The following is a 24117-nucleotide window of genomic DNA, read 5'->3' as shown; positions in this document are numbered from 1 at the left end:
CAAGCAGGCGATGCTATTTTTGCAGAGCATCGGTTACACTTTGTGCATCAGTTAGGCAAGGGGGCTCATAAAGCACAATTAGTTTTTATGAGCACCCAGGTACCAAGCGTTTATAACCAATAAACGAAGATAAACAGGAATAGCCAAACCACGTCAACAAAGTGCCAATACCAAGCCACTCCTTCGAATGCAAAGTGTCGTTCTGGCGTAAAGTGGCCGCGCTTGCAACGTACAGTGATGACTATCAGCATGATAGTACCCAAAGTCACATGCAAACCGTGGAAGCCCGTTAGCATAAAGAAGGTAGTTCCATAAATCCCTGAGGCTAAAGTCAGATTCAAGTCTGTATACGCTTCATGATACTCATAAGCCTGGCAGATTAAGAACAAAATACCCAAGGCAATTGTTAAAGACATACCCCATAATAATTGCTTGCGCTTGTTTAATTTTAACGCCCAATGCGCCCAAGTAATCGTCACACCTGAAGTTAAAAGAATCAATGTGTTGATTGCTGCAAGTCCCCATGCCCCCATCGCTTCATGCGCGCCGGCAAATATTTCATTATTCGGGTTGTTTAGCAAGGGCCAGGCGGCGGTGAAATCAGGCCATAACGTATAATTGGTAATGGGATGCATTTCTCCACCGAGTAGTGGAACAATCCACATACGCGCATAAAATAAGGCGCCAAAAAATGCACCGAAGAAACACACTTCCGAGAAAATAAACCAGCACATACCCCAGCGATAGGATTTATCTACCTGCAGGTCGTAAACACCTTTATTATTTTCATAAATAACTTGCCCAAACCAGCCAAACAGCATGCTGACAATGATCGCCAGGCCTAAGGTAAAGATGTATGGTCCATACCAGTCATGATGAAGCCAGGACGCTGCACCCACCAAAAAGGTAGTTAATCCGCATGATCCAACCAAAGGCCAGTGACTGGGCTTGGGGACATAATAAGTACCGTGTGCTCCCATTCTATCTACGTCTCCTGTATCAATAATTTGTTGTAACTTGTATACCTTTCAATACAACACTGCTTAGTTCGTCATTGCAAGTCCTAGTAGAACTAGCCCTAAATGATACTGTGTTTATCCTCAGTCCAGGGTGCTTCACTTCATTCACAATGACGGCCGTTTTTATTTTTATTCCCGTGAATACCTATTTACTCTTTATCGGTCACATCAAATAAAGTATATGACAACGTCACCGTATTTATCTTTTCGGGTAAATCTATATCCAGGTGAAATAACAAAGGCATATTCATTGCCTCATGTCCATTCAAGGTCTGTCTAGCAAAACAAAAACACTCGGTTTTTTTTAAATATTTTGCCGCAATTCCCGGAGTAACACTGGGTATTGCTTGCACGGTCATTGGATGAGCCGTTTTATTTTCCGCATAAAAATCTAATCTGGCAATTTCCCCAGGATGCACTTTTATCTTCCGCGTCTTGGGATAAAAAGCCCAAGGAACGGCACTATTATTCGTTGCAACAAACTCGACTAAAACCTCTCTATCTTTAGAAATTTTAGCTGTTGTTGCATCATAAGCTACTGCTTCTGATTTGATTTTGCCATTGATCCCTAAGGTCTGACAAAGGGTGTTGTAAATAGGCACCAATGCAAAACCAAACGCAAACATGCCTAAAACAATACCTGTTAAAATAATCAGTAACTTACGGTGATTTCGTTCATTACTCATACAGCATTTACTCTAAAAACTATACATGCAACTCAGGCGGAGTTGTAAATGTATGGTAGGGTGGAGGTGAAGGTAAGGTCCACTCTAAGCCTTGTGCTCCTTCCCAAACTTGAGAAGTCGCTAGATCCTTCTGAGTACCTTTCTTTCTTACTGTTGCAATAATGTTGTATAAAAACAGTAACTGTGAAAATCCAAAAATAAAGGCGCCAACAGTTGCCATCATATTAAAGTTGGTAAACTGTAATGCATAGTCAGGGATTCGACGTGGCATGCCCGCTAAACCTAAAAAGTGCATCGGGAAGAATGCCAGGTTAACTGAAATTACTGACAACCAGAAGTGCCATTTACCAATACACTCGTTGTACATATGACCGGTCCACTTCGGCAACCAATAATAAGTTGCAGCAACCAGAGAAAAAATTGCCCCAGGAACAAGTACGTAATGGAAATGCGCCACCACGAAATAGCTGTCCTGATACTGATAATCTGCAGGCACTAATGCCAACATCAAACCAGTAAATCCACCAATGGTAAACAAGAACACAAATGCTAAGGCAAACAACATTGGGGTTTCAAAAGTCATCGCCCCTTTAAACATGGTACTTACCCAGTTGAATACTTTAATACCCGTCGGTACTGCAATTAGCATGGTGGTATACATGAAAAAGAGTTCAGCTCCCAATGGAATACCGGAGGTAAACATATGATGTGCCCAAACGATAAACGACAATACGGCAATACTTACGGTCGCATAAACCATGAAGTGGTAACCGAATAATGGCTTACGACTGAAGGTAGGAATAATTTCCGAAATAACGCCAAATGCCGGTAAGATCAATACATAAACTTCAGGATGTCCAAAGAACCAGAAAACGTGCTGGAACAAAATAGGATCTCCGCCACCGGCTGCCTCAAAGAAGCTCGTACCGAAATGACGATCTGCTAACATCATGGTAACCGCACCTGCTAAGACGGGCATAATTGCAATCAATAAGAATGCGGTGATCAACCAAGTCCATACGAACATTGGCATTTTCATCAGTGTCATGCCAGGAGCACGCAGATTTAAAATGGTTGCAATAATATTAATCGAACCCATAATCGATGATAGACCCATCATATGAATGGAGAAAATCATAAAGTCGGTACTTGGTGGAGCGTATTTAGTAGATAAAGGCGCATACATAGTCCAACCGAAGTTAGGACCACCACCGCTATGAAACATGGTTGAAAACAACAATGCGAAAGCAAAAGGTAAAATCCAGAAGCTCCAGTTATTCAACCGCGGTAAAGCCATATCTGGCGCACCAATCATCATTGGGATTTGCCAGTTCGCCATTCCGGTAAATGCCGGCATCACCACACCAAATAACATGACTAGACCATGTAAGGTCGTCATTTGGTTAAAGAAGTTTGGATCAACAAAGCGATGGCCAGGTTGAAATAGCTCCGCACGAATGATTAATGCCATGCCTCCAGCAACAAAAAAGCTGAATAACGCTAGCCACAGATAAAGAGTACCAATATCTTTATGGTTGGTTGTAAAAAGCCAGCGCTTTATAAATCCCACAACACCTTTACCCTGCTCAGGGCCATGATCATCGTGATGATCATCGTCATGCGCTATCGTATAACTCATTTTAAACCTCCAGCGTTAACTTTATTCACCATGGTTGGTTGTTTATTCGCATTCTGCCGCTCTGCAGCCACATCTGCAGGTTGGATAAGATCGTTTGTATTATTAGCCCAAGCGTTACGCTCGTAGGTTGCAATCGCTGCAACTTCTTCATCACTTAATTGATCTTTATAAGCTTGCATTGCAGAACCAGGTATACCATTTAAGATAATATCAATGTGACGTGAAATAGGATTTCCTACAGCAACTGAACTGCCTTTTAATGCTGGATACATGGGCGGTAAGCCTTTTCCGTCTTCACGGTGGCAAGCAGCACATAGCTGATCGTACTTATGTTTTCCTAAAGTCATGAGCTCGGCACGTTGCATGGTTTTTTGTGCTGTTGGTTGCATCGCTTCACTGGCGTATTTGTCTTGCTTTAAGGTTTGTGCAGCAACCCACTTATCAAAGTCGGCTTGACTTACAGCTTCAACCACGATGGGCATAAATCCATGGTTAATCCCGCAAAGCTCAGCACATTGACCACGATACACCCCGGGCTTTTCAATGGTTGCCCATGCTTCGTACATAAATCCTGGGATGGCATCACGTTTAATACCTAAATCAGGAACCCACCATGAGTGGATTACGTCATTGGAAGTAACTAAGAAACGAATTTTTTTATTTACCGGCACCACTAATGGTTTATCTACTTCTAAAAGATACCATTCGCTTTTATCTTGTTTGTTCTGGATTTGCGATAAAGGAGTCGATAAGGTACTGAAATAACTAATGCCTTGATCTAAATACTCATATTGCCAGCGCCATTGGTAACCCACAATTTTCACAGTGAGTTCTGATTGTCTGGTGTCATCCATACGAATTAAAACGCGAGTAGCAGGTATTGCTAATCCTACGAGAATTAAAAAAGGAATAATCGACCAAATAAGCTCTAGTCGAGGGTTATCATGGAATGAAGCAGCCTTATACCCCTTAGATTTACGGTGATGAATTAAGGAATAGATCATCACCCCAAAGACCACAACCCCGATAATGGCGCAAACAGCCATACACACCATATGCAGGTTGTAAACATCCCGACTAATAGGGGTCACACCCTGGCTCATATTCAACTGCCAATTATTTGCAGCTTCGGCAAAAACTGGCTGACCAACTATCAATGCCCCAAGCATTGCTATTAATCTACAGATAGGTAACCTGTTTAACATCCCAATTCCTCATCTTATCAAGAAGCCAAGCAAGCCTGGCGATTTAATACCTACTTCGGTAAGTTCTTACTGCAATTAAGTTAATGGCGTCAACTGAAAACGTAGTCTGGATGCCAGACTACGTCAGCAGCAAGCCCCTTTCAAGGCTTCACTTCTACCACAATGAATAATTACCTTCAGTTTTAGATTTACTGATCATGTACTTAATGGCTTCGATTACTTCACCACCAGAACATTGTTTACAACCACCATTTTTAGGATGATTTTTCCCATTCATGGTATTTCCAATCAATACGTCCATATTTTTAGCGATCAATGGCTTCCACGCTGCTTTGTCACCAATTTTAGGAGCTCCTCCCTTACCTTCGTTATGGCAAGAAGCACAGTTTTCAGTGTAAATATCCTTACCATTGGCAGGATATTTCGCAGCGCCCCCAGATTTGAGATCCGCTAATTCAGCACGTGTCAATGATTCATTAAGAATGTAATCCACTGCAGAAATAATATCATTGTCTGAACAGGTAACACACGCCCCTTTAACTGGCATGGAGTTATATCCATGAATTGCACGGCGGTACAGGCCAGTTAAGCCACTGAGCTTTAAGCGTGAATACCAGTTTACAGCATCACCAAGGAGTGGGGCGCTCATTTTTCCATCCTGGTGGCAAATCTCACACGAAGTAAAATAGACTTTCTTACCACGTTCCAAGCTAGGAGCTGCATTAGAAGGTGGCACACCTAATGGGTCTTTTGTGTCTACCGTTTTCAGGTAGGTCGCAACGGCCATTAAATCAGCATCCGTCATATACATCATACTGTTATGATTTACTTCGGCCATGGGACCTGCAACCGGACCGGCATTGTTAATTAACTGATTCTTTCTGAATACATCCATCACTTCTTCATGGCTCGCTGACTCTAAACCGAATTTAGTAATATTGGGAGCCCAAAAACCATCAATGAACGCGCCCGTTAAATAATATTTATTCTTAGGAGCCCCAAATGGGTTCAATGGGGTATGACACATGCTACAGTGACCTAGACCATCAACAATATATCGACCTCGGTTCCATTCTGCAGACTGTGTCTTATCATAGACAAACTCACGAGTCTCTGGATAGAAGAACAATAAGTTCCAACCCCATAAGCTAAGACGAGCACCGGGAACGTTAAAAGGAAATGGTAAGGACTTATTCTTTTGATTCACTGCAGGTATGCTCATGAAATAGGCATACAATGCACGCGCATCCTCCTCAGTAACTATAGAGAAGTAGTAGTATGGGAATACGGGGAAGAAATTTTCGCCCTGAGGATTGTGTCCGTCTTTCAAGGCACGAATAAAGTCTGCTTCGGTCCACTTACCGATACCAGTTTCTTTGTCTGGAGTGATGTTAGGGCTATAGAACGTTCCAAAAGGAGTTTCTATCGGCAAGCCACCGGCATAAGCAGGAGTTCCTGCGTGCACATCAGTATGGCAAGAAATACAGTCGCCCATTTTAGAAAGGTATTCCCCTTTCTTAATTAATTCTTGTTGTGCACCTTCAGCTGGAGCAGTAGGTGGATAAGCCGGGTAATAACCATCAATAACCGATAACTTCTGCGAAGTAGTCGCAGTTTCAGCTTGTAATAATTGACCCATCATGCCTAACATTGCCGCAGTTGCAGCAAGAGTTAGCTTTCTTAGTAACAAAGAGCCCACGCTCCCTCCTATTTGTTCTTATTTTGCACGCTTCTCATAAGGAGATAGAATAACCGACGCATTTTATACTCTACAACGACTAAGTTGCAATGTTATAATCGCGATCTTCTTAGTTTATTTAATTTGTTTTACTATGTTTGTTTATCTCAATGGCCTACTTTTGGGCTTATCTCTAATCATTGCCTTGGGTCCACAGAATGTTTTTCTCATCAAGCAAGGGGTTCGTAAAAATCATGCCCTGCTTTCCGCTGTGATTTGTTTTATTTGCGACTTAATTCTAATCTGTGCCAGCATCACCGGCTTACATGAATTGCTGGCAATACGGCCTATGCTGCAAGTTTGGATGATGTTCTTTGGCTGTGCGTTCTTACTATTTTACGCATTAAAAGCACTAAAAAATGCATTTATCGAACAAGTGAAGACCAAGGAACACACGGTACAACCCCATACCAAAAGCCAAATCATTCTCCTTGCATTAGGTTTTAGCTTACTCAATCCCCATGCAATTATCGACTCCCTCGTCATCATTGGCGGTGGCAGCAGTGAATATCCTGACCAACAACTTTATTTCTTAATGGGGGTAATGACCTCCAGTTTTATATGGTTTAGTTCATTGACCTTTACCGCCCGATATTTTTCCGCTGTTTTAGTGCGCGATGCAGTATGGAAAAGAATTGAGTTAATCAGTGGTATGTTGATGATGACTATTGGTGTTAAATTAGGTGCTGACGGGATGAATCTGATCTTGGAGTTATTAGAACGACAGTAAAATAGAAAGGGCCAATCAGTGTGTCGCCAATTGACCCAGTGGAATGACACATAGCAAGTCCAACCTCGCAGAGTGAATATCTCATAAGCACTGATTAGTGTCAACTTATTTACCAAAAACAATGCAACTATTTGCGATACTCCCCAGCGAGCGAGCATTGTTGTTCTGATTTTATTCCGTTACACTCGGTCTTTTCATAGCGATTTTAATCATCATGTTTTATGGCGAGACTATTCAAGAAACCCGACAAATGTTTTATAACAGTTGGGAAAAATATCAACAGAAAAAACCTTTAACCTCTTTAGAAAATGAAATTGTGCAAGTCATATTGGCACATCCTGAGTATCATCAAACCGTTGAAAATCAGAATAAGTTTCAACAACAATCTTATTATCCGGAGCTTGGGGAGACCAATCCCTTTTTGCATATGGGATTGCACTTAGGAATTCGCGAACAAATAGCAACCGATCGTCCAGCTGGAATTAATGCGATTTACCAGCTTTTATTGAAAAAGTATGCTGATCCTTTAGCGGTTGAGCATTTAATGATGGAGCAATTGGCTGAGTGTTTGTGGCGTTCGCAGAAGAATAATTTACCACCTGATGAGCAAAATTATTTAGCGACTTTGTCTGCTTTATAATTAGGGTAAGGGTACTGAGTCGAACCCTGCGTCGTAAATCGCATAAAGTATGCTTGCTCGACTAAACAGCTCTTAGTGGGAATACCAGGAAAAAGCAGGCCTAATCAAAGTCTTTTTAATTCAAGGTCTTACTCACTCCATGCGTTGTTTTCTCCCAATGACTGGGATTAAACAGCAATTGGTATAAAGCCCGATAAGAGGCAACCGACATCATCAGCCAATACAGGGGTGAGGTCAGTGCGCATAAAATAAAGCGTACATTTTTAGGGTCTTTTTTCATCACCGCAAACATATTTAACATGATCATCAATACCGCACCAACAAAGAAGTTAATACGTGCATAAAGCATCGTATTGCCTGGGAATAAAAAAGAAAGGTCACTGAAAAAGCTCAGGATAAAAACAATCCACAACAATATATTGGCCAGGTTGGTTAAAATAGTGCCACCAATAAATAAATGAAAACCAATAAAGCCGCGAATTCCCAACGAACGTAATAATTGTAATGGCCGATGCATGTGCACCAGATAGGTTTGCATGTATCCTTTAATCCAACGTGTCCGTTGTTTGATCCAACTGTAAGCATGGCAAGTTGCCTCTTCATAGGTAGTTGATGGTGCAACCGAGCTATGATATCCCAATCGGGTTAAGCGCACCCCTAAATCCGCGTCTTCAGCCACATTAAAGGGATCCCAGGCATTCACTATGCGTAGAAAATCGGTTCTAAAATGATTACTAGTCCCTCCCAGAGGTATAGGAGTTCCCAAATATTCTAAACCGGGAAGTAATAGGTCAAACCAATAAATATACTCAATAGCAAAAACGGTGGTGAGCCAATTATCATTAGCATTGTAAAAATTTAGGCGGCATTGCACACAGGCCAGCTTATCATTTCCCTTGGCAAAGTCATTTAATACAATTTTGAGTTGGAGCGGATCCGGTCTATCTTCGGCATCATATAAGGTCAAATATTTACCCCGAGCAAATTGCAGCCCATAATTACAAGCCTTCGCTTTAGTTCGTGGCTCTGATGCAGGTACATAAACAAAATTAATGTAGCGTGGTAACTGAAAACTTTTTAATACGGTAATGGTAACCTCATCATCCTGTTCCAATAAAATTTTAATATCCAATTTATGTTTGGGATAATCCAGTTTCTCAATATTACTGCATAAGTTGCGCAAGGTGACCTCATTCTCCTTATATAAGGGAACCAGGATGGTATAAATCGGTAATTCTTCCTCGGCACCAGAGACTACTTTAGGCAACTTCACATGCGACCGAATGCTAGCAGCAATTAAGGATAGGGTAAATTTATAGATAAGAATGCCAACGATAGACACCATAAAAAAGCAATTCAGCGCTAAAAGAAACTGTTTGGGATGCTGCGCCGCCCAAGCTACTAAGGCGATAAGCCCGAAGAACAGGAACAGACGCTGCCAAGTAGAAATGGTACGTTTCGAGCTCAGGTGGTAATTAGCTGAAGCCAATTGCTCAATTGAGGTCGTTAGGTAGGCGTGTTTATAATGTCTTTGTAACACTTCCAATACATCGTATTTGGAGGTCCCTAAAATAGTGGTGTTCGCCCCCCAATGCTCTTTAATTGAGGCAAAATTTTCTTCCGTTAAATCGGAAGTTGCTACGGTATAACATTTATTGACATAGCTTACGGGGATCGCTTCATGTTCTAAATAAAAGTCTTTCTCGGCCTCTGTCAATAAATGGTCATCAATGGGGTATTTTAAAAGTTGTACAAAAAGCAGTTTGAAATGAGCGGAAAGCGAGCGGTAGTAATCTTGCGCTCGCATTGGCGTGGTTGACAACAGAATATCGCCGAGCTTTCCCCCTTTGAGTTTCTGCTCAGCGAGCGCATGCTGCAATTCTGCTTCAGTAATCAGCCCTTGGCTGATGAGGTATTCGCCGAGTTTCACCTACTATCCTTAGAGATAAAGCCATAGTGCCGCAAATGGCCCAATACCCTCACCTACGTTTTGTCCGTACATATCTTGGGTTAACCCCAACTGCAGACCAATCTTTTTCGTTGGCCAATACACAATACTTGGTGCGATGGTAAATAAATTATAGGAACCCTTTTCGGGCGTTGCCAAGCCAATGGTGTTCCAGTTTTGGATGAAGAGCCAAAAGCGATCGTCGAAGAACTTCAAGCCTCCCTCAAAAATGACTTGAGCCTGATCTCCAGGACCATAGCGTTGGAGCACCCCTAACGATGCATCAAAAAACCAATTCATTTTTTTATTTTTTGCAGAACCACCAGTACCGATGAGTAGTGCCTCTCCGGTATTTAGACGACCATTTTGCGGAGGGATATTGAGATGAGCCCCATGCCCTAAAGCATCGACAAGCAACTGGGTGGAAACCACCACTGAATCACCTTTCCAGAGCAAGAAGCGTCCTAACAGCAAATTATCACTGCCGCCTCCTTGTGTTCCATTTGCTTGCGTGTGGCTTTGCAGGCCAGAAAAATAGCCGCCAAAGGTGAATTTATCAGTAACACCATATTCAAAATAATCACTGCCATAGCCTTTTTTATAAATTGGGCTGGAATGCAAATGACCTCCAGTCGTCCAATAGTTGGTACTCTGGTAATATTGTCCGGTAGCAATGTTAAGAAATTCGCCCTTACCACGAACCCAAGCCCCAGCATGAGTGCTTTGATACGTAAATAAGCCCAATAAAAGGCCCATCAATAACCGCTTTTTAACCATCTGCTTTGTTAGTCCCATCAATCCTTCCGCTTGATAGTTAAAGAATACCTTGATTTTTTAAAATAAAATAGCTTATTGATAACACTACTTTTTTAATCTTCAGGCTCACCCTCACCTCTGAAGTGCCACGGCAAGCAATTAAGCACTGCGAATTTATTCTTAGCAACACTGGGTATCTTGCTTAAGATCAGTTAACATGTAGCCATTCTGAATAAACCCATCCTATTTATGAGCGATCAAAAGAAAACGACACATTTCGGCTATACCTCGGTAGGCTGGGATGACAAAGAAAAGAAAGTCGCTGAAGTCTTTCATTCGGTAGCAAAGAACTACGACGTAATGAATGATTTAATGTCCTTAGGCATTCATCATTTATGGAAGCGATACACCATCGAATTAAGCCACGTTCGTCCCGGGCAAGTAGCACTCGATTTAGCCGGTGGGAGCGGGGACCTTACTCGCTTATTATGCAAAAAGGTCGGCGATAACGGCCGTGTCGTTTTGGCAGATATTAACTCCGCCATGCTCAATGTAGGCCGCGATCGCTTACTTGATGAAGGCTTATACAAAAACATTGACTTTGTCCAAGCCAATGCCCAATGCCTGCCTTTTGTGGACAATAATTTCCATTGCATTACTATGGGTTTTGGCTTGCGCAACGTCACTGATAAAGACGAAGCTCTGCGCTCCATGTACCGTGTCTGCAAGCCGGGTGGAAAGGTGATGATTTTAGAGTTTTCTACACCGACGTTTCCGGGCTTAAAGCCTGTTTATGACTGGTATTCATTCACCATATTACCTAAAATAGGCAAACTTTTTGCGCAAGATGAAGACAGTTACCAATATCTTGCTGAATCGATTCGCATGCACCCAAATCAAGAAATGTTGAAAAAAATGATTGAAGAGGCCGGATTTGAAGATTGTACCTATCATAATCTAAGTGGTGGAATCGTGGCCTTACACGTTGCTTATAAGTATTGAGTTGATTATGTTAAAAAAATATTCATTAAAAGCCTTACAAAAAGCAATAAATACAGCGATGTTGTTAGATGAGCAGATGCCCCTCAAGCTGCTGGAATTAAATGGCAAAACGCTGGAAATGATTGTTGCGCCCTTAAATGTCCGTTTTTTTATTCAGTTTAATCAGGGCGCGGTGGAATTATTAGATCATTTTACAGGTGAGGCAGATACGGTAATCCATAGCAGCCCTCTTGGTTTAATTCGCCTGAGTCTCTTACCTGCATCCAAAGCCCGCTCTCTATTTAACGATAAAATTCGCATGTCTGGTAATATAGAGCTGGGGCAACAAGTTAAACAATTATTTGATGAAATGGATATCGATTGGGAAGGTCATTTAGCGCATTTTACCGGCGATGTGGTTGCCCATCAGCTGGGCTCTTTTGTGCGTAAAGGCTTATCCTTTACCAAAAGGATTGATGAATCAATGCGTCAGAATATGTCGGAGTACCTCCAAGAGGAATTACGCATTCTGCCTTCCCAAAATGAATTGGAAGACTTCTATAAGGAAGTCGATGAATTGTCGTTAAGCGTTGAACGCTTACAAGCCCATGTAAATCATTTAATAAGTCGCCATGAAATCGATTAAACAACTCTTTCGTATACTGCACATCAATTACATCTTAGCTAAAAATGGGCTCGATAATGTCGTGGTCTCGCTAAGGCTTTTTGCTCCTTTTCGCTTTATCGTTTATTTAAATCCCTGGAATTGGTTTCGTAAAGAGCATTTAACCCATGGCCAGGCTTTGCGTAAATCACTGGAAGAGCTAGGCCCTATTTTTATTAAATTTGGCCAAGCCTTGTCTACGCGTCCAGACATATTACCGCCGGAAATCGCACTGGAACTGACTAAGCTGCAAGACAGCGTTCCCCCATTTTCCAGTGAAAAGGCCATGCAAATCATTGAACAAGCCTACGGCCAATCACCCTACGAAGTCTTTGCAGAATTTGACCCGGAAGCACTAGCATCAGCCTCCATGGCCCAGGTTCATGCCGCCACCCTAAGCAGCGGCAAAGAGGTCATTGTGAAGGTACTCCGACCCAATATGCGGCGATTGATTGAGAGTGATTTAAGCATAATGCACACCATCGCCAAGTGGGCCGATCGCTATTGGCCGGAAAGCCGGCGCTTAAAACCGCGAGAAATCGTTAAAGAATTTGAACATACCTTGCTGGATGAACTCGATTTATCCCGAGAAGCAGCTAATGCTGCACAATTACGGCGCAACTTTGAAGGTTCACACATTTTGTACATCCCAGAAATTTATTGGGATTATACCCGTAATAATGTCCTGGTTATGGAACGTATTCGCGGCATTCCGGTTTCCGATTTAAATACCCTGAAAGCTCAGGGGGTAAATGTAAAAAAACTCGCCGAACGCGGTGTAGAAATCTTTTTTACCCAAGTGTTCCGTGATTGTTTTTTCCATGCGGACATGCACCCAGGTAATATTTTCGTCTCTTATGAACATCCTAAAGACCCGCAATATATTTGCATCGATTTTGGCATCATGGGCACCCTGAATGATAGCGACAAACGCTATCTGGCGGAAAACTTACTCGCCTTCTTTAATCGTGATTACCGACGTGTTGCCCAATTGCACGTTGAATCAGGATGGGTAGCTCGTGACACCCGGGTTGATGAATTTGAAAGTGCCATTCGTACTGTCTGTGAGCCCATATTTGAGCGTTCGTTAAAGGATATTTCTTTTGCGCAAGTAGTATTACGCCTATTCCAAGTAGCCCGACGCTTCCAAATGGAAGTACAACCGCAATTGGTATTATTGCAAAAAACCTTACTCGCAATTGAAGGTTTGGGGCGCCAGCTTTATCCTGAATTGGATCTATGGACTACAGCCAAACCCTTCTTAGAACAGTGGGTAAAAGATCAGATTGGCCCCAAAGCTTTTTTGCAGCAATTAAAACAAAATTTGCCTTTCTTTGCCGAGCAATTACCGCATATGCCGCGCCTAATTTTTGATGTGCTCGAACTAAAAAAAGAACAACTCCTAGTCAAGAAAGAAATGGCGAGCTCCAAGCAAGAAAAAGAAGCCTCCCCACTGAGCGGAGGCAATATTGCCATAGGGGCAAGCCTGGCCTTTTTCTTAGTTGGTCTGTTGGATTACCTCCATCTGCTTAATCACAAACAACTTCCTGCCATCGCTCTAGGTGGTTTTGTAGTTACAGGATTGTTGGCTCTATTTAACCGTAACATGAGGAATTGACATGGGACTCAGTGGTATTAGCCCCCTTTCTTTATTATTAATTTTAATCATTATTATTGCCCTATTTGGTACCGCCAAATTAAAAACTATCGGCACCGATCTAGGTGAAGCAATTAAGAATTTTCGTAAAGCCTTGAATGATGATTCCAGCAAAGACAATGCCAAAGATGATAATAAATCATGAGTATGGAACTTCTGCTCATTTTTAGTGTGGCTCTAATCGCATTTGGTCCCAAAAAATTACCCATGTTGGCAACTCATTTGGGTTTGCTAATGCGCCAAGTGCAGCAATGGAAAGCCCAGGCCCAAGCTTTTTGGCAGCAACAACTCAATGAGTATCAATTGCTGGAAAATCAGCGCAAAGCTGAAGAAGCAGATAAACAGTATAAAGAATCGAGCGATTAAGCCCTACCAAAATGTGCTACGGCCACATCCCATCCTTGCATTTTATTTACAAAGTAAATAAAAATTGAGCAGATATGAAGTAAAGTATATACTTGCATTAATTAGATTAATGGCAGATACCTATGTTTTCTTTGGACAAAGAGAATCCTATATTCAAATTAGCGATTGAAGGGAACCTTATAGAATTACAAAGCAAAATTAATGCACAACCCCAACTCCTCCATGTCAAAGCCAGTAATGGCAGCAATTTATTGATGTTTGCCGCACAAATGGGACATATTGAAATCGTTCAATGGCTGCAACAACAAGGGATATCATTAGCCGAAAAAGGAATGCTGGGAAACACTGCCCTTTTATTTGCAGCAGGAAGTGGTAGCACTAAAGCGGTTCAATGGCTACTCGAAAATGGAGCATCCCTGGAGGAACAAAATAACGATGGATATAACGCTTTATGGATGGCAGCATACAATGGCCACAGCAACACAGTAAAATATCTGTTAAGTGTCGGCGCAGCTCCCTTGGAACAGCGACAATTATGGTTATACACCACCAAGAATGCTGGGGCGTCAATAATTCGGTTTTTATTTGATCAAGTACGCAATGGTCAAGGAAAAACCCTGTCCTTGGATACACTATCTCAACAGATAGTAACCCCGAGCGGGATAGCCCTCATATTGCCTTATCTTGCTCCCGAACAAATCACCCTGTTTATTCACACTATGCGGGAAAACGCTTCTGAGCTCATAGAAAAAATGACCACCAGCCATTTCCGCAAGATTTGGGATATTATTACTATAGAGCAAAAGAAAGCCATTATTGATGCAATGGGTAAACAAGCTCTGCAAATGTTACCTAGCCTCAAAACGAATCACTTCATGGCCGTAGTCGACCTCCTGACGACAGAACAAAAAAGTGAATTGAGAAATGCCGAATTACACCGTGAGGCGATTATTAGTGAGCTGCGCAACTCAGGGTTGGCGCAGCCAAAGGGCCTGAAAGAAGGGAAGGATGAGGTGGCAAAGACTGGCAAAAGTATTCTCCATTCGGCGACGAATGGTATACTGATCCTTACTTATCAGGAGCAATCAAAAACAAAACAAGGGTCGCTCATGGGTCTGATGATAAAAGAGCCCCTGAATTACGAAACATTCGAAAAAACACTTAACCAGCTACACCGATTGGGAGTTAATCTCTTTAACGCAATCCACAGCGCCAAAACCGCGGCTGAATTTGGAGTAATTTTACGTGATTATACTCCAGAACAAATGACTCAGATTCCGCAGGAAATAAACCGATTAGCTGAGCTAATAAATACGCTAGATGATCTAAGACGTGTCTTACGCAATCTAAATCCTAAACAAATCAATATTTTCTATACCCTCCTGAGAGAACCCATCTCAAAAGTTACTGGTTCAATAGAAAAATATTGCGACCTCCTAGCGCGCCTCGAGACGGAACAAATAGGCGCGCTTATTGAAAGCAGTATCGAGCATTTATCTGCATTGATAAACACTGCCGCTGACTATAATAAAATTTGTGGATACCTTACTAACCAGCAAGAGGCATGGCTGGCTAGTACTCTACAGCACTCTAAGAGCCGCAGTAAGGGTCATGATGTAGATCCTGAACTTTTATTAGTAATGGGCCGCTCTATCGCGCAAGATGGCAGGCAACACTCTCCAGTTGTAAATACGCATAATTTTTTTAGTTTACCTCAGGAGTTATCCTCTCCCGTCACTGATGAGCATTCGCCAACAGATACCACAGGACGGAAAAGGTCAAGCTCTCATTGAGTTGATAAAAGAGTGGAATAACCAATAAGCTCAGGCCTCGCCAAGTATTAAAGGGTGGAACGCCTGAGCAAATAGCTAGCCATCAACAATTAGAAACAATTGGAGCAAACCAAGGTCCTGGCGGTTACTTCATCACAATATCCATTTTTCTTAAATTTAAATCAGCCCATAAACATTCAGCAATAGGTCCATGTGCTGGCTTTTGCAAACGAATAGCTCCCATGACCACCAAGCGCTCGTCAAAATGAGTGCCTTGTAAATAATGCAAGCGACCATCAGCCAGTTCTTGCGTGATTAAATGTAAGGGTAGGCGCCCCCAGCCTAGACCAGCAACGATAATATCCTTCTTAGCCATCACATCCCGCACAGTCCAATGGCGTCCATGCGCAATAACGCCAAAGGAAAAATCAGACTGGGAAGAGTCGCGCAGAATAACTTGCATACACTCAGAAAGCGTATCCAAATCATCTAATTGTTTATGATAACGCTCAATAAACTCCGGTGATGCAACGGCGACCAAGGGTTCAGTGCGCAAAGGAATGACTTCAACCGCTTTGTTCATCATTAAATTTTCGCTAATCACTAAATCAGCTTGGTTTCTCAATAAACGTTCGCAAGCACCACCCAATGATTCGGAAAGAAAGTGAAATTGCGTCCCTGGAAAGCGACCGATCCAGTCTTGTAAAAGTTTTTTAAGACTAGCCAAGGGGAAAAATACATCAATCGCAATGGTAATATCACTTTCTTGTTGTGCCTGCAATTGCTCGGCAAATTGACTGACATTATGCCAATGGCCAATCAGTGAGTTCGCACGCTGATGTAATTTAACCCCTTCCACCGTCAACACCGGGCGGTATTGCGTGCGATCGAAAAGCAGCATCCCCAACTGCTCTTCCAATCTTTTAACCGCCGCCGTAATGGCCGGCTGGCTTTTGAATAAGGCTTGGGCTGCGGCATTAAACCCCCCACGTTCAACCACCGTGACAAAAACACGCAAGGCATCAAAATCAATATCCATCAGATTTATTTATTAAGTTTATCAAAACTTAATATTATCAAATTATAAAGAAGTTCTCTAATCTGATAAGTAACTCACTCAGGGAGAAAATTATGTTCGCTATTGAAGAAACGACGGGGCAGCTGCTCCGTTTAATCATGAACCAACGACGGATTAGTGAAGATGCTGAAAAAACATGTCTCGGAGCGGGATGTGCTCTATGCAGTCAACATCCACGAGTGAAAATTCAACAGGCAATTCGCGATGAGCGCATGCTAACCTTGATTCTTCCAGGATTTCCCGCAAAGTCGGCAAACAGACAAAAAACCTTATCGGCTAAGCCTGATCGAGGCGAAATAATGGGTTTAACACAACTGAATCAGTTATGCCAAAACATGCAAAAAATTCATCAGCCAGGCGTGAAGTTAATTATTTGTTCTGATGGACGGGTATTTAATGATTTGGTATTGGTCCATGATACGGATGTGGATTTATATCAGCAGGGTATTCAAGACATTATCCACACACATCAACTGCATCATTTAACAACCTTTAACTTGGATGAGGTTTATCTCGGTCATCATTATCAAAGCATGCGTGAATTGCTCATGCTGGAGTTTGGCCAAACTTTAGCATGCCTAAAAAAACAAATCCTCGAAGAACCACATTGGCGCTATCAGTTTAATGGGATTCATCGCTTTATTATTGAAGACCAGTTTGTACTCAACCCCCAACACAGCAAGAATAAAGTGCGACAACAAGCTAAAGAAACTGCCTATGAAGTAATGCGTCGTTCCAATGCCTGGTCTGCCTTACTGGCCCAATATTTTTCCCAATCCATACGTCTATCCATTCACCCACAACCCTGTGGTTCTGAAAAAGTGGGGATTCAGTTTATCCCCTCCGGTAATCGCTGGAGCACTCCCTGGCATAATGTTTTGCTCAAAGATACTCAGGGTTGGCAATTAATCAAGCGCCATGAAGCTGAGCGTTTAGGTGCCACCTTAGATGAAGATCACTACGTTTTGGAGGCAAGCTAATGCAACCCTACATCATTCAAACGAAAGAACCACGTTGTCTCACCAGGCTTTCTTTAGAAGCCATTCTCGAGCAAGTAACAGAGCATCAAATTGTACTGTTGCGAGGTTTTCAGTCCTTAGAGCGTGATGCCTTGGTACACTATTGTCAAAGCCAAACACGTTTGCTTTCTTGGGATTTTGGCCCGGTAATGGAAATGAAGGTAGACCCTGCTCCTAAAAACTACCTATTTACTGAAGGAGATGTGCCCCTGCATTGGGATGGTGCCTTTCATCAAGAACCACGTTTCTTATTTTTTAACTGCCTGCAGGCCCCCGAGATGGGTTGTGGAGGCGAAACTGTATTTATTAATACCGAAGCCGCCTGGCAAGCTGCCAGTGCTGCCCAACAAGCAGAATGGTGCCATTACGCCCTAAACTTTCACACCGAAAAACTGGCACATTATGGAGGCTCCATTACGCGCGATCTAATCAATTATCATCCAGACACGCAACGTATTATTTTACGCTTTGCCGAACCCGTGGGTGAAGATTATTTAAACCCAGTAACAGTATGCGTCAACGGTAAAAGTGAAAGCGAATCGCTACACATTCTAAACACTTTAAGTAAGCACCTGCGCCAACCCCAATTTATGTATCAACACCAATGGCAAGCAGGTGATTTTTTAATTGCCGATAATTTTTCTTTATTACATGGACGCAATGCTTTTCAGCATCATAGTCCACGACATTTACGGAGGATTCAAATATTATGACCGCCTATACCCTCATGCAATTAAAACAGAACTCGACTCCAGAACAATTTAGTAATCATATACGCGAAATGGGAAACCTTTTTTGGTGGGCTCCTGGAAATTTCTGGGTTATTAGCTCCTATCAATTGGCAAAACAGGTGTTAATTAGTGAGGACTTTAGCTGTGATCGCAGCCCCTTCTTTATTTCCCGTATGCCGGAAATGAAGCTGTCCTTGATTACTGATTTTTTCAAGGTAGTCAGTAAAATGATGGTCATGAGTGATGCACCCGAACATACCGATAGAAGACGGATTTGCTATCATGGGTTTAGCACCAATTTTCTCCAGCAACTACAACCCTTAATTCAAGCGACTATTGAGCGCTCCCTCACTGAATTTAACGGGGAAAAAACGTTTGATTTTGTCAGCCAACTGGCACAGCAGATCCCATCGGTTACCTTGGCGGAGCTTTTCGCCATCCCAGATGCGAAACGCATGGATTTTTACCATTGGTCGAATAACATGACCCAATTTTTTGGTGGCTCCACCAGTTATCGAAATGCCGATGGCATTAAAGTGAATCAGAGTGCCCAATGCTTACATGATTATTTCGCCCAATTAATTAGCGACAGACGGCACAAGCCGGGGAATGATTTTTTGAGTATCCTGTTAGAGCATCAAGCTCATTTTGGTTTAAATGATGAAGAAATTATTTCCCAAGCCATTATGATGTTAGTTGCCGGGCAAGTCACCACCACCGACCAACTATGCAATAATCTGTTTCTCTTATTAAGTACCCCAGGCTTATGGCGTGAGATACAGCAAAATATGCATGCTCTTGATGCTTATATTGAAGAGTGTAATCGCCTTGATCCAGCAGTAACCTTTATTTTCCGGGTGGCCAAAAACGATACCATGCTTGATGGACAATTGATTGAAAAAGGCAAGGTTATTTTTATTTCCACCCATGCGATTAATCGCGATCCATACTATTTTCATCAGCCTGATACTCTTAGTCTTACGGAGAAAAAAGCGCAGCATTTTAGTTATGGCTATGGTAGCCACTTTTGTTTAGGAGCCAAGTTGGCAAGAATGGAAATGCACCATATTTTTAAAACCCTACTGGAACGTTATCCTAATTTGAGTTTAGATACGGGAAAGTCCGTGTTGAGGAAGCATCATAGTTTATCATTTTCCGGGTTTGAACAGCTTTATTTGCGAGCCTAAAAGTGCCAAAAGAAATGTCTGCAATTTATCTCTGCCTATCCGGTTACACACAGCGGCTAGTGCCAAGGGACCAGGGATTTAGCGCAAATCTCCTGGAGCCCCGGGACATACTAAACGGAGGATACCCGCAATCAGGCTACAGAGGTATAGCTATTTATTTTGGCCTGACTTGATTATCCTCTTCTTGTTCTACGTCTTCCTCGGGGCCATCATCCGGAGTAGGCCCTGGGTTGGAAGTAGGAGTGGGCATTTTAAAGTTTTTTAAGTCATCGCCAGCGATGAAATCCTTTTGCCCTGCCTTAAACTCAGAGCCATCCCCGTTATATAATTTTCCATCGCCATTTGAATAGGCCATTACTTTATTGGTGTCTTTATCCACCATAGTAAAAGGTACCCCTGCCTCTGCCTGCTCTGTACTAAAAGCTGCAACATCGTCAAAGGATTTAAAGTGCAGGGTAAGACTGCCATCCTCTTCGACTTCGGGGGGATGTTTCTTATACCAGTCGTCGTCACCAAATCGATCTTTATAAGCCTTCAATAGTGTATCAATCTGTTCGCTTTGCACCGACATCTGTTTTTTCTTCGCATTTTCTTCGGCATCTAGTTCGACGCCCAGCGTGTGCGCAATGTCAGTCCCTTCCGTTGCTAAAGGAGGAGATAAAAAAACCTCATCCTCCTGTTCAGTCGTTTTTGTCGTATTTTTATTCGAGGTCTCTTTGGGTTCTGGCATAACAGTGCTTCCTTTAAATTACATAGATTAAGATTAATTATAATCCAATTTTTTGCACTGATTGCGAGACTAATAAATTGTTTTACGCGAAGCGTTCAACAGGTTGATGGCAATAAGGGATCTTATGATGCTTGGCATAATAGTCTTGATGATACTCTTCGGCAGGCCAGAATATGTGGACCGGCAATAAACGCGTTGCTACTGGATAGCCACGCTTTTGCAGCATTTGCATTAACAGTTCCGCTTCATCTAATTGCTCTTGATTATAATAAAACACAGCACTCTGGTACTGTTGTCCAATATCAGGACCTTGCCCCGATTTCTGAGTGGGGTCATGAATTTCAAAAAAACGCTTTAATACCTGGTGATAATCCGTTTTCGCCTGATCATAAACAACCCGTACCGCTTCATAATGTCCGGTATTGCCATGACAGATTTGCTCATAACTAGGATCTAGGGTTACCCCTCCAGTATAACCAGACTCAACTTTCAATACCCCGGGAATCAGCTTTAAAAAATGCTCTACGCCCCAGAAGCATCCCCCCGCAACAATCGCTTCTTCACTATCTAAAACGCCGCTGTCGGCAACAAAATCAATTGAAGCAGAATTAACACAATGGCGTACATTGTTGTGGGTAAAGTACTCACCCGTAAATACATGCCCTAAATGTGCATCACAACGCTCACAAAGGATTTCCATGCGCCTGCCATCGCTATCAGGAACTTCCTTCACCGCTTGCACAATATTGGCATCAAAACTAGGCCAACCACAACCGGAGCTGAATTGACTTGAGCCGCGAAAAAGGGCTAAGCCACAGCGTCGGCACAAATAGGTACCTTGAGTAACGACTTGATTGTAAGCTCCAGTGTGCGGATATTCTGTGGCTTTATCACAGATTACCCGCTTCGCTAAAGGAGTTAAACTGGCAGTCTTATCAAGATAGTCACTCATCGTATTTATCGTGGTTGTGCTTGGCAGATTTTATCTGCTAAGTAACCTACGGCTCCGGCATAATATATAGAATTATTATAGTGCAAAATCATCTTATAATTAGGAAAAGCCATAAACGTAGGACCGCCATAAGGCTCAACAATGCTGGCATTTAGGTTTTGATGAGGCAATGGTTTGCCATCTTCAGTAAGCACTCCTAAAGAAGCCCATTCACTTACGGGTTTAATCGTAGTTTTACCTTCCAAAGCGCGATCAAAATTCTTCGGTAACTTCACTTGAATTGCCCACGGCTCCCCGGTTTGCCAGCCATTTTGTTTCATGTAATTTGCAATGGAAGCAAAGACATCCGGTTTACTTTTCCAGATATCACGATGACCATCACCATCATAGTCCACTGCATATCTAACCCAACTGGAAGGTAAAAATTGCGGTTGTCCGGAAGCACCAGCCCACTCCCCTTTAAAGTCAGCTAAACTAACATGGCCTTCGCTGAGAATACGTAGAGCAATGAATAATTCTTTACGGAAAAAGTCTTTACGTTTTGAATCATAGGCTAAGGTCGCCAGGGCTTTAATCACCGGGAAATTACCCATGTAGGTGCCATAACTAGTTTCCATTCCCCAGAAGGAAACAATGAAACAAGGATTAACACCATATTTTTTTGCAATGTCTTCAAGTAAAGCCTGGTTCTTTTTAAATTCTTTGCGTCCGATCACAATGCGGTAATTATCCACGCGGGTGTTGCGATACTTCATAAAAGTCAGACGATGTTCGGGCTGTGACTTTAAAAGCCCTTTAATGGCATGACTGGGTTCATGAATTCCAGCAAAAGCACTGTCAAAAACCTCCGGAGGGATGCCCTGAGCTAAGGCTTCAGTACGTACCTCTGCAACCCATTGATTCCAATTTTGCTGTTGCGCAAAGGCCATTTGTTGCATCAAAATACTTACTATTGCGACTAGCCACCACTTTCTCATAGCCCTTCCCCTTTGATTTTTCTTTTACTAAAAATGTATTCTATAAGATGACGTGATGTATGTACAAGCACACGGATGAGAATAGGGCTGTAGGGGGACCATGGCCGCAACCTACACACCCTCCGCAATTCAATCCTTATAATGCTTCCATAAAGGTAGTTAAATCTGCTTTTTCCTCTTGGGTCAGCTTTAATTGCAACACCAAGTTAAAGAACTCGACGGTATCCGCTAAAGTCAGCAAACGCCCATCATGCAGATAAGGAGGAGAATCTTTTATGCCTCGGAGTGGAAAGGTTTTAATCGGTCCATCACCAACAACCTTCATTCCGTTAACCATTTGGGGCTCATAGAAATTTTCAGTCTGTAAGTTATGCATGGTATTGTCGGTATAATAAGGTGCTGCATGACACGTAGAACATTTCGCTTTACCAAAAAAGAGCTCTTGTCCACGCATCTCCGCCGGTGTTGCTTTAGCCGGATCTAATTTTCCTTCCCAGTTTAATTTAGGTGCCGGAGGAAAATCGAGGATTGACTGGAACTCCGACATAAAATGAACTTGGCTACCGCGCTCTAAAATATTAACTCCTTTCTTAGTTGCAATAACTGGGTCCCCATCGAAATAGGCCGCTCTTTGTTCAAACTCCGTAAAATCTTCCACTGTTTTTAAGGCGCGTTGCGAACCAAATAAACGTTGTATATTTACCCCGCGTAAAGTCGGTGTATCCACGCGATGGCGCACTTCTTGTGGTCGAGCCTCGCCAGTTAAATGTGTGGCTTTATTTGTATGACCATTGGCATGGCAGTCAAAACAAGTAACCCCACGACTTGGTTTTAGCGAGCGGCGGTCTTCGGTTTGGTTAAATTGTTGTTGGGGAAAAGGAGTAACCAAGAGGCGCAAACCTTCGATTTGTTTCGGGTTCAAAATGCCATTAAATAGCTCATAATAGTTTTCGATGGTGACTAATTTCCCCTTCGATACATCCCCTAGCTCTGGATGTGTAGTTAAAAAAATCGGAGCGGGGAATGGGGGTAAAAAGTGATCGGGTATATCAAAATCTAAATCAAAGCGAGTTAAATCGCGATTCTCCTGCTTATTAATTTCATCAATAGCAAATTTAGGAAAAACCATTCCCCCTTCGGCATGGTTCGGATGGGGTAGAGGTAAGAATCCTGCAGGAAATAAGCCTTGTTTTTTAATTTCCTCAGGGCTCATTTGGGCTAATTTTTCCCAGGTCATGCCAGCGGGTAATTTAACGCGCACGCCCTCTTGTACTGCCTTACCATTAGACATTTTTGCCGTTGGCGAGGGTTTATTGCTTAAGTCATAGCGTTGTTTTAATAATTCCTGTTGCTTGTCGTTAATCGCTTGTTTTGCCGCACTCATGCGTTGCAAAATACTTTGAAAGGATTCATGAATAGCGACGGGGGCATAGCTGCTGGGAACATTATTATCAGCGTTAGGAGCCAGTGCATCTGCAGCCGGTTTATCTGCGTAGGAAACGGAAAAAATACTGCATGTTAATAGCGTCAATCCTAAAGATTTTTTTAACATAGCTAAAGTCCATTTTTATGATAAAAAGAGTTTTTTTATCATAGAATAGTTAGTTTAGAAATTCAATGTTGTCAAAAAAATACGGTGTTT

The 24117-nt window shown here is 42.4% G+C and carries 23 protein-coding genes; 11 read left to right on the top strand and 12 right to left on the bottom strand.

The annotated features are described in order from the left end of the window. Positions 1 to 110 precede the first annotated feature (110 nt). The 5 genes from ACD661_RS09550 to ACD661_RS09530 form a co-directional block, all read right to left on the bottom strand. Positions 111 to 980 carry a cytochrome c oxidase subunit 3 gene (locus ACD661_RS09550; protein ID WP_400187635.1) on the bottom strand — a complete coding sequence of 290 codons (870 nt, stop codon included), beginning with the start codon at positions 978 to 980 and terminating at the stop codon, positions 111 to 113. Positions 981 to 1168: 188 nt separating this feature from the next. Then, on the bottom strand, positions 1169 to 1705 hold the full coding sequence (locus tag ACD661_RS09545; protein ID WP_400187634.1) for a cytochrome c oxidase assembly protein: 537 nt from the start codon (positions 1703 to 1705) through the stop codon (positions 1169 to 1171). A gap of 19 nt (positions 1706 to 1724) precedes the next feature. Then, positions 1725 to 3344, bottom strand: a complete 1620-nt coding sequence (gene ctaD / locus ACD661_RS09540; protein WP_400187633.1) for a cytochrome c oxidase subunit I — start codon at positions 3342 to 3344, stop codon at positions 1725 to 1727. Continuing rightward, positions 3341 to 4549, bottom strand: a complete 1209-nt coding sequence (coxB, locus tag ACD661_RS09535; RefSeq protein ID WP_400187632.1) for a cytochrome c oxidase subunit II — start codon at positions 4547 to 4549, stop codon at positions 3341 to 3343. The genes ctaD and coxB overlap by 4 nt, the downstream gene beginning before the upstream one ends. 154 nt (positions 4550 to 4703) lie before the next feature. Beyond that, positions 4704 to 6248 carry a c-type cytochrome gene (locus ACD661_RS09530; protein WP_400187631.1) on the bottom strand — a complete coding sequence of 515 codons (1545 nt, stop codon included), beginning with the start codon at positions 6246 to 6248 and terminating at the stop codon, positions 4704 to 4706. A 133-nt stretch (positions 6249 to 6381) separates the two neighbouring features. Between ACD661_RS09530 and ACD661_RS09525 the strand changes: the two genes are divergently transcribed. Together ACD661_RS09525 and ACD661_RS09520 are read left to right on the top strand one after the other, a co-directional pair. Next, entirely contained in the window at positions 6382 to 7017 is a 636-nt protein-coding gene (locus ACD661_RS09525) for a LysE/ArgO family amino acid transporter (protein WP_400187630.1), read from the top strand. Positions 7018 to 7231: 214 nt separating this feature from the next. Then, a complete protein-coding gene (locus tag ACD661_RS09520; protein WP_400187629.1) occupies positions 7232 to 7657 on the top strand; it encodes a DUF1841 family protein in 426 nt (141 codons plus the stop codon). A 115-nt stretch (positions 7658 to 7772) separates the two neighbouring features. On the opposite strand, the gene ACD661_RS09515 is transcribed toward ACD661_RS09520, so the two are convergent. Both ACD661_RS09515 and ACD661_RS09510 read right to left on the bottom strand, forming a co-directional pair. Next, positions 7773 to 9587 (bottom strand): glycosyltransferase family 2 protein, encoded by a 1815-nt coding sequence (locus ACD661_RS09515; RefSeq protein WP_400187628.1) that lies wholly within the window; start codon positions 9585 to 9587, stop codon positions 7773 to 7775. 9 nt (positions 9588 to 9596) lie between these two features. Next, positions 9597 to 10400 (bottom strand): hypothetical protein, encoded by an 804-nt coding sequence (locus ACD661_RS09510; protein WP_400187627.1) that lies wholly within the window; start codon positions 10398 to 10400, stop codon positions 9597 to 9599. A 210-nt stretch (positions 10401 to 10610) separates the two neighbouring features. Here ACD661_RS09510 and ubiE point away from each other — a divergent pair, with 210 nt between their 5' ends. From ubiE to ACD661_RS09480, 6 genes are all read left to right on the top strand, one after another. Beyond that, positions 10611 to 11363, top strand: coding sequence for a bifunctional demethylmenaquinone methyltransferase/2-methoxy-6-polyprenyl-1,4-benzoquinol methylase UbiE (gene ubiE / locus ACD661_RS09505; protein WP_400187626.1), 753 nt, complete (start codon positions 10611 to 10613; stop codon positions 11361 to 11363). Positions 11364 to 11370: 7 nt separating this feature from the next. Next, positions 11371 to 11988 carry a ubiquinone biosynthesis accessory factor UbiJ gene (locus ACD661_RS09500; RefSeq protein ID WP_400187625.1) on the top strand — a complete coding sequence of 206 codons (618 nt, stop codon included), beginning with the start codon at positions 11371 to 11373 and terminating at the stop codon, positions 11986 to 11988. Continuing rightward, on the top strand, positions 11975 to 13624 hold the full coding sequence (gene ubiB / locus ACD661_RS09495; protein ID WP_400187624.1) for a ubiquinone biosynthesis regulatory protein kinase UbiB: 1650 nt from the start codon (positions 11975 to 11977) through the stop codon (positions 13622 to 13624). Before ACD661_RS09500 ends, ubiB begins: the two co-directional genes overlap by 14 nt. Before the next feature lies 1 nt (position 13625). Next, positions 13626 to 13808 carry a twin-arginine translocase TatA/TatE family subunit gene (gene tatA, locus ACD661_RS09490; protein ID WP_400187623.1) on the top strand — a complete coding sequence of 61 codons (183 nt, stop codon included), beginning with the start codon at positions 13626 to 13628 and terminating at the stop codon, positions 13806 to 13808. After that, on the top strand, positions 13805 to 14029 hold the full coding sequence (locus ACD661_RS09485) for a Sec-independent protein translocase subunit TatA/TatB (RefSeq protein ID WP_400187622.1): 225 nt from the start codon (positions 13805 to 13807) through the stop codon (positions 14027 to 14029). The genes tatA and ACD661_RS09485 overlap by 4 nt, the downstream gene beginning before the upstream one ends. A gap of 122 nt (positions 14030 to 14151) precedes the next feature. Further along, positions 14152 to 15822, top strand: a complete 1671-nt coding sequence (locus ACD661_RS09480; RefSeq protein WP_400187621.1) for an ankyrin repeat domain-containing protein — start codon at positions 14152 to 14154, stop codon at positions 15820 to 15822. A 124-nt stretch (positions 15823 to 15946) separates the two neighbouring features. On the opposite strand, the gene ACD661_RS09475 is transcribed toward ACD661_RS09480, so the two are convergent. After that, positions 15947 to 16840 (bottom strand): LysR family transcriptional regulator, encoded by an 894-nt coding sequence (locus ACD661_RS09475; RefSeq protein ID WP_400187620.1) that lies wholly within the window; start codon positions 16838 to 16840, stop codon positions 15947 to 15949. Positions 16841 to 16932: 92 nt separating this feature from the next. Here ACD661_RS09475 and ACD661_RS09470 point away from each other — a divergent pair, with 92 nt between their 5' ends. From ACD661_RS09470 to ACD661_RS09460, 3 genes are read left to right on the top strand one after another with little or no spacing between them, the layout of a single operon-like run. Continuing rightward, on the top strand, positions 16933 to 17859 hold the full coding sequence (locus ACD661_RS09470) for an L-tyrosine/L-tryptophan isonitrile synthase family protein (protein WP_400187619.1): 927 nt from the start codon (positions 16933 to 16935) through the stop codon (positions 17857 to 17859). Next, complete coding sequence (locus tag ACD661_RS09465) at positions 17859 to 18611, top strand: TauD/TfdA dioxygenase family protein (protein ID WP_400187618.1); 753 nt, start codon at positions 17859 to 17861, stop codon at positions 18609 to 18611. Before ACD661_RS09470 ends, ACD661_RS09465 begins: the two co-directional genes overlap by 1 nt. After that, the gene (locus tag ACD661_RS09460) at positions 18608 to 19816 is read left to right on the top strand and encodes a cytochrome P450 (RefSeq protein ID WP_400187617.1); all 1209 of its coding nucleotides are present in this window, start codon (positions 18608 to 18610) and stop codon (positions 19814 to 19816) included. The genes ACD661_RS09465 and ACD661_RS09460 overlap by 4 nt, the downstream gene beginning before the upstream one ends. 154 nt (positions 19817 to 19970) lie before the next feature. Here ACD661_RS09460 and ACD661_RS09455 read toward each other — a convergent pair whose 3' ends face one another. The 4 genes from ACD661_RS09455 to ACD661_RS09440 all read right to left on the bottom strand — a co-directional run bounded on the left by ACD661_RS09455 (position 19971) and on the right by ACD661_RS09440 (position 24027). Beyond that, a complete protein-coding gene (locus tag ACD661_RS09455) occupies positions 19971 to 20546 on the bottom strand; it encodes a hypothetical protein (protein WP_400187616.1) in 576 nt (191 codons plus the stop codon). An 82-nt stretch (positions 20547 to 20628) separates the two neighbouring features. Beyond that, complete coding sequence (locus ACD661_RS09450) at positions 20629 to 21498, bottom strand: bifunctional methionine sulfoxide reductase B/A protein (protein WP_400187615.1); 870 nt, start codon at positions 21496 to 21498, stop codon at positions 20629 to 20631. 5 nt (positions 21499 to 21503) lie between these two features. After that, positions 21504 to 22475 carry a lytic murein transglycosylase gene (locus tag ACD661_RS09445; RefSeq protein ID WP_400187614.1) on the bottom strand — a complete coding sequence of 324 codons (972 nt, stop codon included), beginning with the start codon at positions 22473 to 22475 and terminating at the stop codon, positions 21504 to 21506. Between the two features lie 136 nt (positions 22476 to 22611). Continuing rightward, positions 22612 to 24027, bottom strand: coding sequence for a cytochrome B6 (locus ACD661_RS09440; protein ID WP_400187613.1), 1416 nt, complete (start codon positions 24025 to 24027; stop codon positions 22612 to 22614). Positions 24028 to 24117: the final 90 nt, after the last annotated feature.

The organism is Legionella lytica (assembly GCF_044626755.1).
In the GTDB taxonomy this organism is placed as follows: domain Bacteria; phylum Pseudomonadota; class Gammaproteobacteria; order Legionellales; family Legionellaceae; genus Legionella; species Legionella lytica_A.
The sequence above is the reverse complement of the archived record's forward strand: the minus strand, read 5'-3'. Positions and strand labels throughout refer to the sequence as shown.

Bases quoted from the DNA above. Each gene is read 5' to 3' on its own strand.
- ubiB (WP_400187624.1), top strand. From the start codon at position 11,975: ATGAAATCGATTAAACAACTCTTTCGTATACTGCACATCAATTACATC.
- ubiE (WP_400187626.1), top strand. From the start codon at position 10,611: ATGAGCGATCAAAAGAAAACGACACATTTCGGCTATACCTCGGTAGGC.
- ACD661_RS09445 (WP_400187614.1), bottom strand. From the start codon at position 22,475: ATGAGAAAGTGGTGGCTAGTCGCAATAGTAAGTATTTTGATGCAACAA.
- ACD661_RS09500 (WP_400187625.1), top strand. From the start codon at position 11,371: ATGTTAAAAAAATATTCATTAAAAGCCTTACAAAAAGCAATAAATACA.
- ACD661_RS09455 (WP_400187616.1), bottom strand. From the start codon at position 20,546: ATGCCAGAACCCAAAGAGACCTCGAATAAAAATACGACAAAAACGACT.
- tatA (WP_400187623.1), top strand. From the start codon at position 13,626: ATGGGACTCAGTGGTATTAGCCCCCTTTCTTTATTATTAATTTTAATC.
- ctaD (WP_400187633.1), bottom strand. From the start codon at position 3,344: ATGAGTTATACGATAGCGCATGACGATGATCATCACGATGATCATGGC.
- ACD661_RS09470 (WP_400187619.1), top strand. From the start codon at position 16,933: ATGTTCGCTATTGAAGAAACGACGGGGCAGCTGCTCCGTTTAATCATG.
- ACD661_RS09545 (WP_400187634.1), bottom strand. From the start codon at position 1,705: ATGAGTAATGAACGAAATCACCGTAAGTTACTGATTATTTTAACAGGT.
- ACD661_RS09550 (WP_400187635.1), bottom strand. From the start codon at position 980: ATGGGAGCACACGGTACTTATTATGTCCCCAAGCCCAGTCACTGGCCT.
- ACD661_RS09485 (WP_400187622.1), top strand. From the start codon at position 13,805: ATGAGTATGGAACTTCTGCTCATTTTTAGTGTGGCTCTAATCGCATTT.
- ACD661_RS09475 (WP_400187620.1), bottom strand. From the start codon at position 16,840: ATGGATATTGATTTTGATGCCTTGCGTGTTTTTGTCACGGTGGTTGAA.
- ACD661_RS09510 (WP_400187627.1), bottom strand. From the start codon at position 10,400: ATGGGACTAACAAAGCAGATGGTTAAAAAGCGGTTATTGATGGGCCTT.
- coxB (WP_400187632.1), bottom strand. From the start codon at position 4,549: ATGTTAAACAGGTTACCTATCTGTAGATTAATAGCAATGCTTGGGGCA.
- ACD661_RS09480 (WP_400187621.1), top strand. From the start codon at position 14,152: ATGTTTTCTTTGGACAAAGAGAATCCTATATTCAAATTAGCGATTGAA.
- ACD661_RS09450 (WP_400187615.1), bottom strand. From the start codon at position 21,498: ATGAGTGACTATCTTGATAAGACTGCCAGTTTAACTCCTTTAGCGAAG.
- ACD661_RS09465 (WP_400187618.1), top strand. From the start codon at position 17,859: ATGCAACCCTACATCATTCAAACGAAAGAACCACGTTGTCTCACCAGG.
- ACD661_RS09525 (WP_400187630.1), top strand. From the start codon at position 6,382: ATGTTTGTTTATCTCAATGGCCTACTTTTGGGCTTATCTCTAATCATT.
- ACD661_RS09440 (WP_400187613.1), bottom strand. From the start codon at position 24,027: ATGTTAAAAAAATCTTTAGGATTGACGCTATTAACATGCAGTATTTTT.
- ACD661_RS09520 (WP_400187629.1), top strand. From the start codon at position 7,232: ATGTTTTATGGCGAGACTATTCAAGAAACCCGACAAATGTTTTATAAC.
- ACD661_RS09460 (WP_400187617.1), top strand. From the start codon at position 18,608: ATGACCGCCTATACCCTCATGCAATTAAAACAGAACTCGACTCCAGAA.